The following is a 13,435-nucleotide window of genomic DNA, read 5'->3' as shown; positions in this document are numbered from 1 at the left end:
GTCGTATTCTTGCGTTCGCCATACCTCAGGCTTGCACGCAAAAGCTGTTGGCCTGCCTTTTGCCTTAATATTGGGTTTTGCGCAAGGCTATTGGGTGTTTGCGGGTGTGGATTGGGCGGTAAATGCTTAACGGGCTGGCCAGTCGCGCGCCTGCTTTTCGGCTTTTTCTATGTCCGCTTGGGAAAGGGGCAATAGCATTTCTGCCAAAATTTTGTCATCCAACCCCTGCATGCGGGCCAAGGCGCGCCATTTTGCGGCCTCAATGAGATCTTCTTTCACGCCGCTGCCGGTGGCCAACATGCGACCAAACCGGGCTTGACCCACAGGGTTGCCCAGGTCTGCCGCCTTTTTGTACCATAGGGCAGCATTTTCTAGATCAAGTGGAACGCCTTTTCCTTGTACCAAATAGGTCGCATATTCAACCATGGCGGGCACATTGCCATTGTCTGCGGCGAGCCCAATATAATAAACGCCTTCGTTCAGATTTGGTGCAACCCCAGCTCCGGCAATTAGCACGTTGCCATAGTCATATTGTGCATCGGCAATATTTGCATCAGCCGCCTGTTTGAACAGTTCAGCAGCACGGCTCAGATTTGGCTCCACGAAGCGGCCTTCAACGTGCAATTGTGCCAAATTATAGATGGCGGGCAAAATGCCACCGGCGGCTGCTTTTTTGGTGAGGTCGGCGGCTTTTTGCCGGTTTTTGGGCACACCCAATCCGTTTTGATAAAGAAGAGCCAATTGAAACGCGGCGTTCAGGTCGCCATTTTTGTCTGCAAGGGCATACCATGAAGAGGCGCGGGCATGGTTTTGCGGCACGCCCAACCCTTTGGCATAAAGTTCGGCGATGAGTGTTTGTGCTGCGGCATCATCGTTTTGCGCACGTGGCAGCGCCAGCGAAAGGGCGGTTAAATAGTAGCCTGTCTGAAAAGCGCCGTAGGCCGCGTCGATTTTTTTGCGCGGACCAAGGACCGAACGTGAAATATCTGCAGCTTCTTTGGCTTGTTGCTCCGCGGTGGCGTCTTGTGCATTTACTAAGGGAACAAACGTCACAGCGCACGCACCCGATAGGGCGAAAGCAAAAAAGGTGCGCAAAAGGTGACGATTTTTTCGCATCTATTCAGCTGCTCCCAAAATCTGTTTTAGCCGTGTTGCTGGGTCTTGGGCAGACCAGACGTTTTCGCGCAGTGCGCGGAACTCAAAACGGACCTTGGTATCTGTCTGTTCGGGGTTAAACCCAACGGCTGGAATTTCCATGGTTTCTGCCCACCAATCGGCCAGCTCTTCTGGCGTAAATTCGTCAGCTGCTTTGCTTGGAGCCAAGTGACCGAAGAACACATAGTCTACGTTCAACTCCCCTTTGGTCATCGCGTCATGTTTTGAATGGATGCCACCCGCGCCAACAATAGAAGCCGGTTTTAGGCTTTTGACGGCGTTGAGAATGTCTTTTGCCGCGCCAGTCATATGCACGCCATCGGCGCCCAACTTGTTGACCGCCTCCGGCATATTATCCAAAAGCGCAGCTGCGCCTGCATTCTGGGCGATCGGGGTCAGTGCTTTGGCGACCTCTAAATATGCATCGTCTTCTCGCTCGCCGCGCTGGATCAACACGGCCGCAACTTCTGTGCCCTTAAGGGTGGCTTGAAGAGTGGATGCAAATGCCGGTTCAGCGTCTGGCGGGGTAATGAGATAAATCTGCGCGCGCATATTGGTCCTTAGAAATTGTATGTGCCTAATGGCCGGTAATTTGGGCAGAAAATAGATAGAGTGCAAGTATTTGCAACACGAAATAAAAACGGCGTGCAGGAGAGCCCTACACGCCGCTTCGAATAATTGCAAAGTTGGTCAGCAAATTAGCTGATTTTAGGGTCCAATTCGCCGCTTGCATAGCGGTTGGCCATGTCTGCCAATGGGATGATGCGACCGATTTTGCCCGCTTGGCCAGCTGTGTTGAACTGCTCAAGCCGTTCAATGCACAATTTGGTCATGGCTTCACGCGCTGGTTTTAGATATTTGCGCGGATCAAACTCGCCTGGGTTCTCTTGCAAGATGCGGCGGATTTGGCCGGTCATTGCCATGCGGTTATCGGTGTCGATGTTGATTTTGCGCACACCGTTTTTGATGCCGCGCTGAATTTCTTCAACAGGCACACCCCAAGTTTGTGGCATTTCGCCACCAAACTCATTGATGATGTCTTGCAAATCTTGGGGCACAGAAGACGAGCCGTGCATTACCAAGTGCGTGCTTGGCAGGCGGCGGTGGATTTCTTCGATCACATGCATGGCCAAAATGTCGCCATCTGGCTGGCGGGTGAATTTATATGCGCCGTGTGAGGTGCCCATGGCGATTGCCAGTGCATCAACTTTGGTTTCTTGCACGAATTTCACGGCTTCTTCTGGGTCGGTCAGAAGTTGCTCTGTGGACAATTTACCATCAAAGCCGTGGCCGTCTTCTTTTTCGCCTTCGCCTGTTTCAAGGCTGCCCAAAACACCCAATTCGCCTTCAACAGAAATGCCGCCCAAATGTGCGGTGTCGGTTACGTTTTTGGTGACGCCAACATTGTAATCCCAATCGGCAGGCGTTTTGCCGTCTTCTTCAAGCGAGCCATCCATCATCACCGATGTGAAGCCGGATTGAATGGCGGTCATGCAAGTGGCCGGGCCGTTGCCGTGATCTAGGTGGATACACACTGGGATATGCGGGTAGATTTCAATGATCGCGTCCATCATGCGCTTCAGCATCACATCGTGCGCATAAGAGCGTGCGCCGCGGGATGCTTGGATGATGACAGGAGAATCTGTTTTGTCCGCGGCCTCGGCAATCGCCAAAGCTTGTTCCATATTGTTGATGTTGAAAGCTGGAACGCCGTAGCTGTTTTCAGCAGCATGGTCGAGCAATTGACGAAGGGTGATGCGGGCCATTTAAAATGTCTCCAAAAATGTGTGAGATTTGTTGGTTTTCTGGCCCTTTGAGCAAATTTTGTCGAGTTAGACTTTGGAGTGATAAAGGTATGGTTTTGGTATCTATTATGCTGCCTAACTCCTTGATTTATATAAGTGTGTCTTGCAGACCTGACGCTAACCATAGTTGTGGAATGTGTAGTGGATTGATCCACGTGAAGATCTGAATACCGTTTCAAGACCTTGAAACAAAGAAATTGCGCCCAATTTCAGGACTATAAATACTTTATGACACAATGCCGCAGGGCAAAGAAACGATTGAGGGGCAAATGAGTGACACAATGCAAGCGGTAACCAGCCGCGCTTATGGTGGACCCGAAGTGATGAGGCTTGAGCAGGTTGATCGGCCCGTTCCTGATGAAAATCAGGTGTTGATCAAAGTCGCAGCCAGCTCGGTAAATCCTTATGATTGGCATTTTTTGCGCGGCAGTCCGTTTTTTATTCGGTTGGCGGCCAGCGGCCTGTTTAAACCAAAGAATTTGGTTTTGGGTGCCGATGTTGCTGGCGTGATTGCGCAGGTAGGCGCGAACGTGAAGAAGTTCAAAGTTGGTGATCAGGTGTTTGGCGATATTGGCGCTGCGGCCTTTGCGCAATATGCCGTTGCCAATCCTGAAAAATTGGCGCTGAAACCGAAAGAAATTTCATTTCTCGATGCAGGTGTTGTTGGCATTGCAGGCCTTACCGCTTTGCAAGCAGTGCGAGACTGGGGCGAAGTCAAGGCTGGGCAAAAGGTGTTGGTCAACGGTGCTTCTGGGGGCGTGGGGACCTATGCGGTTCAGATCGTAAAAGCGTTGGGCGCTGAGGTGACGGGCGTGTGCAGCACACCAAATGTGGCGCTGGTTAAAAGCCTTGGCGCAGACCATGTAATTGACTACAAAAAAGAAGATTTCACCCAAAACGGCGTCGCTTATGATGTGATTATCGATTTGGCCGCAAACCGATCAATTTCGGACACAAAACGCGCGATGGCCCCGGTGAGTAAATGGGTGTTGGTTGGCTTTAATCTCAAGAACATGTTGATGGGTGGTTTATTTGGCCGTTGGCTGTTTTCAGAAATGGGCAAAGCATTTGTTTTAAAAGTCGCGGAAGTGACGTCTGAGGACCTTGAAACACTTGGTGCAATGCTGGCTTCGGGGGAAATCCGCTCAGTGATTGATCGCGCCTATCCGCTCAAGGACACGCCGATTGCGATTGAATATATCGAGACCATGCGGGCTAAGGGCAAAGTGGCGATTGAGATTGAATAGAATGTGCTCGCCGCGTTGGCGGCTTTTCTTTGTGACCAATTTGACCCCGGATCAAGTCCGGGGATGCCCCGTGATGGATGTTAAGAGTTGCCCGTCATCAAGTGCGGGGCGGTGCAAGAAGCAAATTAGAAGTCAGCTCATCGCACCGTCCCGCACTTGATGCGGGACCTAATTCGGCTTCAGTGCTCGTGGGCATTAGGCCGTGTTCTTTTGCCGCCACTTCTCTAGGTTCACCCCTTTAAACAAGAACCAGATCGCAAGGCCCACTTCGCCAACAGCAGATGCGCCCAGAAGTGCGTTGGTGGCTAGGCCGTATGCGGGAATGTCCATCAAACCAAAGATTTGTCCGAAACTATCGAGCGCATAACTTGGGCTGCCAATGATCAGGGCAAGCCCGAGGATGCGCGGTAGATAGGTTGAGCGGAAAACCAAAATGCCGAGCAGCAACATGTGCAGCGCAAACAAGAGCTGCCAAGCGATTGTGCCGCCATTGTGGAACTGGAAGAACAAGAGCACCAAACTGTCCAACTGCGCTGGGGAAAAGCTTGCCAAATAGGCCGCGCCATTTGCTGCTTCCGCCATCATCAAAAGGGGCAACAGGTTGATGGTCATTACCACTGTCATGGCAAGGCGCGCGAATGTTGCCATCAACGCGGTTGTGCGCCCGGCCGGTTTCATCAGCACAAACAAAAGGGCGGTGAGAATGACCTCGGTGAAGACAATAGCGATTTGTGCCATCAGCCCGAGATGAAACGTGCCCATATTGGTGCGCAAATTCTGGGCGGTTTGGGTGGCGTCACCAGCTACCACAATTTGCTCGGGCATATACATCAGCCCAATTGGGCCTGCCACAAGCAAAACAAGATAACAAATGGCGGCCCAAATGGTCAGTTGTCTTGGATTTGAAATTGATAGCGCAGCCATTTTAGGTTCCTGAGTGTTGAGTGATGGCATTTTTAAGCCTGTTGAGTTGCTCCCACAGCATCAAGTGGGTTTGAAAGGTCGCAGCGATTGCCGATAGGAGAAAACCGGGGCTCATTGTCCGTTCCATTCTTGGGGCAATAGAACGATGCAGCCCTCGCGCCTTTTGTTTTCATATGCCCATGCTGCATCGATTGCTTTGTCCATCGAAAAACGATGCGAAATGATGGGTTTGAGCGATCCGTCGGCCAGGCGTTTGCCGATTTCTTCAAGTTTGTCGGGCGATGAGGGGGCAAGCACACATAATTGCTGTTTGCCGCCTTTGCCTTTGGTCTGGCGTTGCTTCCAAAGATGGGAAAAACCGAACATGGCCAAGAGGTGCTTGCCTTTTGGGGTGAGAACTGGCTCCACTTTGTGCCAAGGCAAAAAGCCAGCGCAGTCGATGATCACATCGTATTTTTTGCCCTGTTGGGTGAAATCAGTTTTGCGGTAATCGATCACTTCATCTGCGCCAAGAGCTAAAACCAGCTCGCTATTTTGCGCTGAACAGGTGCCAGTGACGATTGCGCCTTTTGCTTTGGCCAATTGGGTTGCGACCCTGCCAATGCCGCCAGATGCGCCGTTGATCAACACTTGATCGCCGGATTTGATATCGGCGGTTCTAACAAAATGCATGGCGGTTTGTGCGTTGGAGCCACCAATGGCGGCCGCAGTTTCAAACGAGACCGTGTCGTCCAGCAAGCCAATGGGTGCTGTTTCTGGCAGACATACAAATTGAGCATGGGCACCAAATTGCATATCGGTAAAGCCAAACACCCGATCGCCAACCTTATACTTGCTGACGTTTGAACCGACGCGCGTCACCGTGCCGGAAAATTCGCCGCCGGGCACTTTGAGCTTTGGTTTGAAGAAACCCATCATGATTTTTGCGGGGATCTTCATAAGGGGCCATGGCGAATTGCCGGTGCGCGCCACTTGGTCGCCATTGCCCATATGAGCGGCTTCTACCTTGATCAAAACTTCGTTTTCTTTTGGTTCTGGAATGGGCAGATCACGGATTTGCAAGACCTCGGGGCCGCCAAACGCTTCTTGATAAAGTGCTTTCATGGATTGTTTTGTCATTTATCTTCTCATTCAGTTGGTTTTTGTGCCGCAATGCACGCGCGGCAATCTTGATCTGGTTTGTTGCCGGCGCCCAAAATTTGGAAATTGTGGGCCATCAGTTCGGCTTCTGGTTCTCCGAACTTGTACACATGGATAAAGGGGGCGAGGCGCAGGGCGCTTGCCGCAAGGATGACCTTTTGCTTCCACCAAGTGAATTCACCAAGGCATGGGGTTTCAACAAACAACATGCCGCCCGGCTTGAGCAGAGATTTGAGACGATACAAAACCTCATCGTGATCCTTGACAAGATGCAGCACATTCATGGCCAAAATGGCGTCAAAGGTCTGTGGCTCTAATCGCAAATCAAAGATGTCGGTGGCCAGAAAACTGGCGTTTTGGATGTTTCGGTCATTTGCCTTTTTGGTGGCGATGTCGATCATGGCATTTGCAGGGTCAATACCCTCGATCGATTTAACGCTCGGTGCCAAATCCAATGCAATTTCGCCACTGGCACATCCGAAATCCAAAACAACGTCTGTTGGTTTCAATAGGTAACTGAATTGCTCGATCCGTTCTTCATAACGCGCGTCATGGTTGGAAATTGACGCGTCATAACGAGCGGCCTGCTTGTTCCAAAAATTATTCTGCGGGGACATGGCGAAGTGCCTTTCTCGATTTTGACTGGATTTTTGACATGGCGATAGCGCTTTCAATCTTGAGGTTTTCAAGTGAATTCAAAAAAGGTGAAACTGTTTGGGTGTGGCGCGGTTTCCCCGCGCCTAGGTGCTACGTGCTATTTGTCGGGCGGTGTGTAATTGAACACATCCTCCAGCGGCGTTTCAAAAACATTCGCAATAAGAAACGCCAGTTCGAGCGATGGGGAGTATTTTGCCGCCTCGATTGCCACAATGGTTTGTCGAGATACGCCGACCGCTTCTGCCAAAGCCTTCTGGCTCATTTCGTCATGGTCAAATCGTAACCGTCGAATGTTGTTTTCAAGTGTGCCTTTGGGTTTAACCATGGTTAGAAACCCTGCCGATAAACATAGAGCCGTACAACACTCTCTATGATGGACGAAAACCACATTGCGTAGATCATGGCGATCATGGCCATTGTTGTTGTAAGGCCGAAAATGAGGCCAATAAAAATGCCGATAAATATGACGGAAAAGGCGATAAAGCCGACCTTCATACCCAACAGATCGATCTGTTTGTCGCGTTCATCGCTGGCGTCCACATCGGTTTCTTTGGTGATGATGGCGTTGATGATGGTGACAAGGATCGTAACAACAATCGTGGCAATAATTGAGCCGCCAATGAGCTTGAGCACGCTCCAGCCAATTTCAACCCCAGCGTTGGGGCTTTCAAGCAAGCCCGCTTCAAATAGGGCTTGCATATGCATGGTGTAAACAGCCATCACAATGATGCCGCTGACGATGTAAACTACGATATTTCGTTCTTGATAAGACATGTTCGCCTCGTATCTCTTTGTCGTGAATTTGGTACAATAGGTCGTGTTTGTTGTACACTATGTATGATATTCATGACGTGATGTCAATAATATTTGACACATGGACAAGTGAAGGTGACACGTTGGTTAATATGTTGGCGGCGCAAACCCGCGGAACGCCCGCCCGCTCCCTGGGGCGCTACAGTGTTATCCATTTGAAAATGATGTGTTTTTAGCTCACTCTGATCAGCAGTTTGCCGAGTGCTTTTTGATCGCCAACATGTTGCAATGCCGATGGTATTTGCTCAAAGGGGAGGATATTTTCTTTGTGGACCGAAATTTTTTTATTGATGACCAATTGCGCTAAATCCAGCAAATCGGTGTCATTGACGTTCCACATGAGAATCTTGAACTTCTGTCCTTCGTCGGTGTTTTTGCGGCTGGCCAAGAGTATGCCAATGATTGCAGGGATCTTGCCACCCATCATCACAAAGGTCCCCGAGGGTGTTAGTGCGCGGCGATAGGTTGGAGGAAATTTGTTGGCAACCGCATCGATGATCACGTCAAATTGTTGATCGAGTTTGGTGTAATCAACTTGCCTATAGTCATAAATGTGGTCAGCTCCGAATGTGCGCATGGCCTCATGTTTATCAGCGCTATCGATGCCAGTGACTTCAGCCCCATCAAGTTTGGCGATCTGGCAAGCGAACATGCCAGCACCACCGCCCGCGCCATTGATCAACACTTTGTCGCCGGGTTTGACTTGGCCAAAAGTGCGCACGCCTTGATAGCCAAGCAACCCTGCTTGAGGCAGACAGGCAGCGTCTTCAAAGCTGAGGGCTTCTGGTTTGCAGCAAAAGTCTTCTGCCTTGCCTGTCACAAATTCAGCAAAACCGCCCCAGCCGCTATCTGACACATCGCCAAAAACTTCATCGCCAATTTCGAATTGATCAACGTTTTCGCCAACAGCCTCGACCACCCCGGATAGGTCAGCACCTAACGTCTTATAGGGTGGTTTGAAAGGGCCGATCATGCGGATAATTGGTTTGCCTGAAAGGATGTCCCAATCCCAACTGTTGATCGAAACAGCTTTCACCCTGATCAGGATTTCATCGGGTTTGGGAGAAGGTTTTGCAACTTTATGCAATTGCAGTTGACCGGCATTGCCATATTTCGTGCAGATAAATGCGCGCATTGTTTCCCCCCAAGATCTTCATGGAAAGTGGGGGGATGTCTAGTCAATTTCAAGTTCTTTCTTTGAGCTTATGACCAACTGTAACAATGGCCTCAAGCGCAGGCACCAATTCTTTGCCCAGTTCGGAGAGTTGATATTCGACTGACGGCGGGGAAGTGGGTTTTACTTGTCGTTTCACCACGCCGCGCGATTGTAGGTCTTTGAGCCGGGCGGAAAGCACTTTGGCTGAAATGGGCGGGATGTCGATGCGCAGTTCGTTGAAGCGGCGCGGCCCTGCGCGCAAGTGCCAAATGACGTTTGGTGCCCATGCCCCGGCCAGCATGGCCATACATTCGGTTAAATCACAGCCAATTGGCGGTTCTGGGCTTTTGTTCTTTTTGACTTTTAGCGCCATGTGGAATTTCCCAATTTGAGCAAAGGACAATTTGGCAACGCTGCGGCAAAGAGCAGTTGTCTTTTGTTACCAGCGGTTCCCGAGCAACGGTGTTGCCTCCGGCCCATCTCCCTAGGTTTCTCAGCGGTAACCCAATTCAACTGGTAACCAGTGGTTACTAGCTTGTCAATGGAAATTAGAGTGTTAGATGTGATGGAGCAGAATGATCAGTATGGAGTGAGTAATGACAAAGACCAGAACTGTTGAGGTGCGTAACAGTGCGCCAGATATTAATGTGCAGTGGGATGAGGGGGAGAAATTCGTCAGCGTTGCGGCGTTGATCTATGCCTATTTTGATGGGCTTTATACGTGTGATCTTGAGATTTTTAAGGCCGTGTTTCACCCCAAAGCAACCTATGCAACAGCGGATGAAACCCCTTTGTTACACCGAAATATGGACGAATATTTTGATGTGATCGCCGCACGGCAATCACCTGCGTCTAAAGGCGAAGCGCGGCGCGATGTTATTGATGAGATCCAATTTGCGGGCGAAAACACGGCTTTTGCAAGGGTGCGCTGTTCAATTGGGGCGACTGACTTTGTCGACTTTTTGACGCTGGTGCGTGTGGATGGGCACTGGCAGATCATGGCGAAAATTTTTCATATCATACCAAGGAGCTAGAACATGCCATATGTAAACATCAAAGTGACGAATGAGGGCGTAACGCGAGAGCAAAAGGGGGAACTGATCAAAGGCGTATCAGATCTATTGGTCAAGGTGCTCAATAAAGACCCAGCAACCACGTTTGTTGTGATTGACGAAGTGGAGTTGGAAGATTGGGGGATCGGCGGTTTGCCCGTGCCTGAATATCGCGCGCAATTGACGAAATAGACCAATGCACATCAACCCAGTTTTCGGATTGGGTTGGTGTGCAATTTCCACCAAAAGTGCCGACCAAATTGGTTCCACTCCCATCAGACTAAGTAATTACTATTATTCTCATGTGAAATGTTGAACAATGGAGCCAGGGTTGAACAGGCATTGGGGCTGATGCCTGCTTAGGGGGGGTAATGGTGAAATTGCGTCTGTTGATCAAAACAATCGGCACGTCAGCTCAACTTGGGTAATGGCAAGGAAACGATCAAAATTACGATTGGCAAAAGCAAGATGAGCGCTCTTAATCAAAGGTCGACTATCCGCATCAAGGATGTGCGCTACATCTACCATTGCGGAAACAAGAGCTTTGTTCGCATGGGCAAAGAGCCGCGCGATACCGCCGCAGCGGATAGCTGATTGGATCCCAGATTTTGAGTGGGTTTTGGCAAGTTTGCCATGTCCCATTCAACAAACTAAGCTTGAACAAAAGCTTTTTGAAATGAAAGTGCTCGCATCTTTTGGGCACCGACGCGTAAATACGCATAGGGAGTAAACTAATGAAATCAACCATAATTCGCGCAGCGGCGATTGTTGCCATTTCAGCGATGAGCACACAAGTGTTTGCTGGGTCATGCAATGACTTGGTTATCGATTTGCAGATGCCGGGATGGCGCATTGTTGGCGCTTTTGTTGGCAGCGACGATTGCGAACATGGTGAGATCACAAATATCACCCCAAATGGCTCAACGATGGCTGCAGCTTATTTGCACGGACCTGACTGCACATTGACATTTGCAGGCCCAACACCTGGGGACAGAGCCCAAGTGCGGTTTCAGCAAAACTATTGCGCGATGGCGGCTGGCAATGTCACGGTTGAAAGCATAACAGGCAATGTTCCCATTACCAGGGTCCAAAAAGGTTCATGGGTTGGTGATAGACAAGGCACCGTGCTTGTGACGGGTTTTGAATAGCCTTTCTTCGATTTCTGACTTTATAGATTTCACAGATGCGTGGCCCTTGGTGTTTTGCTCACCGAGGGCCACGCATTTTTTGGGTGCTTGAAGAGCCTATTCGCTAGGTTAGGTCCTGCGCCAACATCATCGCGTTTTTGTCTGGGTCGTAAAAGGTTGCGGTGCTGACCATGCCTTCAACTGTGTCAGTTGGGCCGTCAAATTGCACGCCAGCGGCTTCAAGGGCTTTTCGGGCCGTGGCAATATCTGCGATGCCGAACACGGGAACGCTGTTGCCTGGTACGGGTTCAGTTTGCTCCCCCAACCCCAATGTTACGCCTTCAGTCTTTGTTTTAAGCTCGCTCCAGCCCGCTTCATCAGCGTGATAAAGGAGTTCAAAACCCAACATTTCTTGATACCACGCCGCACTTGCGTGCCGGTCGCGAACCGATATCGCCAAGGTAATTGTGTTTTCCAAAGATACAACAGACATAAGGTTTCCTTTTTTAAAAAATAGTGTTACTATACTTTATGGACATAAATACGATTGTCAACCTAAGTTCAAGAGCGTGGTCGCTAAATATTTTGGCGTTGATGCATGAAGGTGTGCCGGGCCGGCAGGCGCCGCTGCTTGCGAAAACCAGTGCAGGTCGCACGGCGTTTGCCGCGAGCCTTTTGCACTTGGTTGAGATTGGCATGTTGGAGAAGAACCCAGGCCATGGTCATCCATTAAGGCCGGAGTTTAGGTTGACTGAACAGGGGAAAGTCGCGGCACGAGTTGCGCATCAAATCGTCGGGCTTAGTCCCGACGATAAGGGATTTGTGTTGTTGCGCAGGGCTTGGTCAATTCCAATTTTGGCACTGACATCAGGTCCCACCCGTTTTTCAACGCTTAAGGACAGTCTGCAAACGATCAGCGATCGCGCGCTGTCGATGTCGCTTGTCAAATTGGAAGAACGAAATTGGCTCGAACGGAAAATTGACCTGACCAGTCGTCATCCATTTCCAACCTATCAGGCCGCAAACGAAGGGCGCGCCATCAACAATGCCATTGGGCTTGCTGATGGGCGCTTCTAATGGTTGGCTCTATGCTTTCAACGCTTCAACGCCCGGCAATGGCTTGCCTTCCATCCACTCAAGGAATGCGCCGCCTGCTGTAGAAACGTAAGTGAAATCATTGACCACTTTGGCTTTAGCCAATGCAGCAACGGTGTCACCGCCGCCAGCAACGGAAACCAATTTGCCGTCGCGTGTGCGTTTGGCTGCGTGTTGTGCAACCTCTATTGTGCCTTTGCCAAATGGGTCTAGTTCGAACGCGCCAAGCGGGCCGTTCCAGATCAAAGTTTTGGCTTCGTCGATTGCCCCTTTGATGCGCTCAATGGAATGGTCGCCAACGTCCAGCATCATGCCCGTTGGGTCCATGGCTTCTACGCCATAGGTGCGGTTTGGGGCGTTGGCTTCAAAATGCCAGGCAACAACGCCGTCGATGGGCAAAATGATAGCACAATTGGCGTCTGCCGCTTTATCGTAAATCCGGCGGGCGGTATCTGCGAGGTCTTTTTCGCAAAGCGATTTACCAATGTCGATACCTTGCGAGTGAAGAAACGTATTTGCCATGCCGCCACCAATCACCAAGGCTTCCACCTTGTGGATCAAGTTTTCAAGCAAGTCGAGTTTGGTTGAAACTTTCGCGCCACCCACCAATGCAATTACCGGTTTTTTGGGTTTGCCAAGCCCTGCTTCAAGGGCAGACAATTCCATTTCCATCGCGCGACCTGCGCCTGATGGCAATTGGTGCGCAATTGCAGCGGTTGAGGCGTGGGCGCGGTGTGCCGCGGAAAAAGCATCGTTTAAATAGATATCGCCAAGGCTGGCCATGCGGGCCGCAAGCTCGGTGTCGTTTTTCTCTTCACCGGGGTGGAAACGGGTGTTTTCCATCACATAGATGGTGCCTTTTGCGCCTGCATCCAATTGCGCTTTGGCCGAGGTGACGTCTACCCAATCGGTTTTGATGAAGTCGACGGGCTGACCAAAGGCGTTTTGGATCGCGGTTACAATGAACTCCAGCGAGAAATCTGCATTCACTTCACCTTTTGGGCGACCAAAATGTGACAGCAGAACAGGTGTGCCGCCATGTTCGATAATGTGGCTAATGGTTGGGCCAAGCCGCACGATGCGGGTGCTGTCGCTTACCTTGCCGCCGGCCACTGGCACGTTTAAGTCAGCGCGCACCAATACGCGCTTGCCGTTAAAGTCAAAGTCTTCGAGTTTTTTGAAGTCGCTCATCGGTCTCATCCGTTCTCTTCGCGCGTAAAAGGGCGAACTTAAATTCTTAGATCTATCTATAGCTCAAAAATAA

The 13,435-nt window shown here is 50.4% G+C and carries 18 protein-coding genes; 6 read left to right on the top strand and 12 right to left on the bottom strand.

Going from position 1 to position 13,435, the window contains the following annotated elements; translation table 11 throughout:
- Positions 1–126: 126 nt before the first annotated feature.
- The 3 genes from O4H47_RS15215 to fba form a co-directional block, all read right to left on the bottom strand.
- On the bottom strand, positions 127–1,116 hold the full coding sequence (locus O4H47_RS15215) for a tetratricopeptide repeat protein (protein WP_269394869.1): 990 nt from the start codon (positions 1,114–1,116) through the stop codon (positions 127–129).
- Complete coding sequence (locus O4H47_RS15210; protein ID WP_269394868.1) at positions 1,117–1,707, bottom strand: thiamine phosphate synthase; 591 nt, start codon at positions 1,705–1,707, stop codon at positions 1,117–1,119. It abuts the gene before it with no gap.
- A 146-nt stretch (positions 1,708–1,853) separates the two neighbouring features.
- A complete protein-coding gene (gene fba / locus O4H47_RS15205) occupies positions 1,854–2,921 on the bottom strand; it encodes a class II fructose-bisphosphate aldolase (RefSeq protein ID WP_269394867.1) in 1,068 nt (355 codons plus the stop codon).
- Between the two features lie 308 nt (positions 2,922–3,229).
- On the opposite strand from fba, the gene O4H47_RS15200 reads away from it, so the two are divergent.
- On the top strand, positions 3,230–4,207 hold the full coding sequence (locus tag O4H47_RS15200) for an NAD(P)-dependent alcohol dehydrogenase (RefSeq protein WP_269394866.1): 978 nt from the start codon (positions 3,230–3,232) through the stop codon (positions 4,205–4,207).
- 195 nt (positions 4,208–4,402) lie between these two features.
- On the opposite strand, the gene O4H47_RS15195 is transcribed toward O4H47_RS15200, so the two are convergent.
- The 7 genes from O4H47_RS15195 to O4H47_RS15165 form a co-directional block, all read right to left on the bottom strand.
- Entirely contained in the window at positions 4,403–5,131 is a 729-nt protein-coding gene (locus O4H47_RS15195; RefSeq protein WP_269394865.1) for a DUF4386 domain-containing protein, read from the bottom strand.
- Between the two features lie 111 nt (positions 5,132–5,242).
- A complete protein-coding gene (locus O4H47_RS15190) occupies positions 5,243–6,250 on the bottom strand; it encodes an NAD(P)-dependent alcohol dehydrogenase (RefSeq protein ID WP_269394864.1) in 1,008 nt (335 codons plus the stop codon).
- An 8-nt stretch (positions 6,251–6,258) separates the two neighbouring features.
- Complete coding sequence (locus O4H47_RS15185; protein ID WP_269394863.1) at positions 6,259–6,888, bottom strand: class I SAM-dependent methyltransferase; 630 nt, start codon at positions 6,886–6,888, stop codon at positions 6,259–6,261.
- A 137-nt stretch (positions 6,889–7,025) separates the two neighbouring features.
- Positions 7,026–7,253, bottom strand: a complete 228-nt coding sequence (locus O4H47_RS15180) for a helix-turn-helix transcriptional regulator (RefSeq protein ID WP_419719638.1) — start codon at positions 7,251–7,253, stop codon at positions 7,026–7,028.
- Between the two features lie 2 nt (positions 7,254–7,255).
- Positions 7,256–7,702 carry a hypothetical protein gene (locus O4H47_RS15175; RefSeq protein WP_269394862.1) on the bottom strand — a complete coding sequence of 149 codons (447 nt, stop codon included), beginning with the start codon at positions 7,700–7,702 and terminating at the stop codon, positions 7,256–7,258.
- Positions 7,703–7,913: 211 nt separating this feature from the next.
- A complete protein-coding gene (locus O4H47_RS15170) occupies positions 7,914–8,876 on the bottom strand; it encodes an NAD(P)-dependent alcohol dehydrogenase (RefSeq protein ID WP_269394861.1) in 963 nt (320 codons plus the stop codon).
- A 49-nt stretch (positions 8,877–8,925) separates the two neighbouring features.
- Positions 8,926–9,270 carry a winged helix-turn-helix transcriptional regulator gene (locus tag O4H47_RS15165; RefSeq protein ID WP_269394860.1) on the bottom strand — a complete coding sequence of 115 codons (345 nt, stop codon included), beginning with the start codon at positions 9,268–9,270 and terminating at the stop codon, positions 8,926–8,928.
- 223 nt (positions 9,271–9,493) lie between these two features.
- Between O4H47_RS15165 and O4H47_RS15160 the strand changes: the two genes are divergently transcribed.
- The 4 genes from O4H47_RS15160 to O4H47_RS15145 all read left to right on the top strand — a co-directional run bounded on the left by O4H47_RS15160 (position 9,494) and on the right by O4H47_RS15145 (position 11,097).
- Positions 9,494–9,931: a nuclear transport factor 2 family protein gene (locus tag O4H47_RS15160; protein WP_269394859.1), complete on the top strand. Its 438-nt coding sequence runs from the start codon at positions 9,494–9,496 to the stop codon at positions 9,929–9,931.
- A 3-nt stretch (positions 9,932–9,934) separates the two neighbouring features.
- Positions 9,935–10,141 (top strand): tautomerase family protein, encoded by a 207-nt coding sequence (locus O4H47_RS15155; RefSeq protein ID WP_269394858.1) that lies wholly within the window; start codon positions 9,935–9,937, stop codon positions 10,139–10,141.
- Between the two features lie 276 nt (positions 10,142–10,417).
- Positions 10,418–10,543: a hypothetical protein gene (locus O4H47_RS15150; RefSeq protein WP_269394857.1), complete on the top strand. Its 126-nt coding sequence runs from the start codon at positions 10,418–10,420 to the stop codon at positions 10,541–10,543.
- A 140-nt stretch (positions 10,544–10,683) separates the two neighbouring features.
- On the top strand, positions 10,684–11,097 hold the full coding sequence (locus tag O4H47_RS15145; protein WP_269394856.1) for a hypothetical protein: 414 nt from the start codon (positions 10,684–10,686) through the stop codon (positions 11,095–11,097).
- A gap of 103 nt (positions 11,098–11,200) precedes the next feature.
- Here O4H47_RS15145 and O4H47_RS15140 read toward each other — a convergent pair whose 3' ends face one another.
- A complete protein-coding gene (locus tag O4H47_RS15140; protein ID WP_269394855.1) occupies positions 11,201–11,569 on the bottom strand; it encodes a VOC family protein in 369 nt (122 codons plus the stop codon).
- Positions 11,570–11,607: 38 nt separating this feature from the next.
- Between O4H47_RS15140 and O4H47_RS15135 the strand changes: the two genes are divergently transcribed.
- Complete coding sequence (locus O4H47_RS15135) at positions 11,608–12,153, top strand: winged helix-turn-helix transcriptional regulator (RefSeq protein ID WP_269394854.1); 546 nt, start codon at positions 11,608–11,610, stop codon at positions 12,151–12,153.
- A gap of 9 nt (positions 12,154–12,162) precedes the next feature.
- Here the strand turns inward: O4H47_RS15135 and O4H47_RS15130 are convergent, their stop codons facing one another.
- Positions 12,163–13,362 carry a phosphoglycerate kinase gene (locus tag O4H47_RS15130; protein ID WP_269394853.1) on the bottom strand — a complete coding sequence of 400 codons (1,200 nt, stop codon included), beginning with the start codon at positions 13,360–13,362 and terminating at the stop codon, positions 12,163–12,165.
- Between the last annotated feature and the right edge of the window lie 73 nt (positions 13,363–13,435).

Origin of the sequence: Maritalea porphyrae (genome assembly GCF_027213965.1) — a bacterium.
Taxonomy (GTDB): Bacteria; Pseudomonadota; Alphaproteobacteria; order Rhizobiales; family Devosiaceae; genus Maritalea; species Maritalea porphyrae_A.
Note: the sequence above shows the minus strand (reverse complement) of the source record. Positions and strands in the feature narration are given on the sequence as shown.

Coding starts and splice junctions, on each gene's coding strand:
- O4H47_RS15170 (WP_269394861.1), bottom strand. CDS start 8,876: ATGCGCGCATTTATCTGCACGAAATATGGCAATGCCGGTCAACTGCAA.
- O4H47_RS15130 (WP_269394853.1), bottom strand. CDS start 13,362: ATGAGCGACTTCAAAAAACTCGAAGACTTTGACTTTAACGGCAAGCGC.
- O4H47_RS15140 (WP_269394855.1), bottom strand. CDS start 11,569: ATGTCTGTTGTATCTTTGGAAAACACAATTACCTTGGCGATATCGGTT.
- O4H47_RS15150 (WP_269394857.1), top strand. CDS start 10,418: ATGAGCGCTCTTAATCAAAGGTCGACTATCCGCATCAAGGATGTGCGC.
- O4H47_RS15200 (WP_269394866.1), top strand. CDS start 3,230: ATGAGTGACACAATGCAAGCGGTAACCAGCCGCGCTTATGGTGGACCC.
- O4H47_RS15195 (WP_269394865.1), bottom strand. CDS start 5,131: ATGGCTGCGCTATCAATTTCAAATCCAAGACAACTGACCATTTGGGCC.
- O4H47_RS15135 (WP_269394854.1), top strand. CDS start 11,608: ATGGACATAAATACGATTGTCAACCTAAGTTCAAGAGCGTGGTCGCTA.
- O4H47_RS15210 (WP_269394868.1), bottom strand. CDS start 1,707: ATGCGCGCGCAGATTTATCTCATTACCCCGCCAGACGCTGAACCGGCA.
- O4H47_RS15215 (WP_269394869.1), bottom strand. CDS start 1,116: ATGCGAAAAAATCGTCACCTTTTGCGCACCTTTTTTGCTTTCGCCCTA.
- O4H47_RS15155 (WP_269394858.1), top strand. CDS start 9,935: ATGCCATATGTAAACATCAAAGTGACGAATGAGGGCGTAACGCGAGAG.
- O4H47_RS15190 (WP_269394864.1), bottom strand. CDS start 6,250: ATGACAAAACAATCCATGAAAGCACTTTATCAAGAAGCGTTTGGCGGC.
- O4H47_RS15160 (WP_269394859.1), top strand. CDS start 9,494: ATGACAAAGACCAGAACTGTTGAGGTGCGTAACAGTGCGCCAGATATT.
- fba (WP_269394867.1), bottom strand. CDS start 2,921: ATGGCCCGCATCACCCTTCGTCAATTGCTCGACCATGCTGCTGAAAAC.
- O4H47_RS15180 (WP_419719638.1), bottom strand. CDS start 7,253: ATGGTTAAACCCAAAGGCACACTTGAAAACAACATTCGACGGTTACGA.
- O4H47_RS15175 (WP_269394862.1), bottom strand. CDS start 7,702: ATGTCTTATCAAGAACGAAATATCGTAGTTTACATCGTCAGCGGCATC.
- O4H47_RS15165 (WP_269394860.1), bottom strand. CDS start 9,270: ATGGCGCTAAAAGTCAAAAAGAACAAAAGCCCAGAACCGCCAATTGGC.
- O4H47_RS15145 (WP_269394856.1), top strand. CDS start 10,684: ATGAAATCAACCATAATTCGCGCAGCGGCGATTGTTGCCATTTCAGCG.
- O4H47_RS15185 (WP_269394863.1), bottom strand. CDS start 6,888: ATGTCCCCGCAGAATAATTTTTGGAACAAGCAGGCCGCTCGTTATGAC.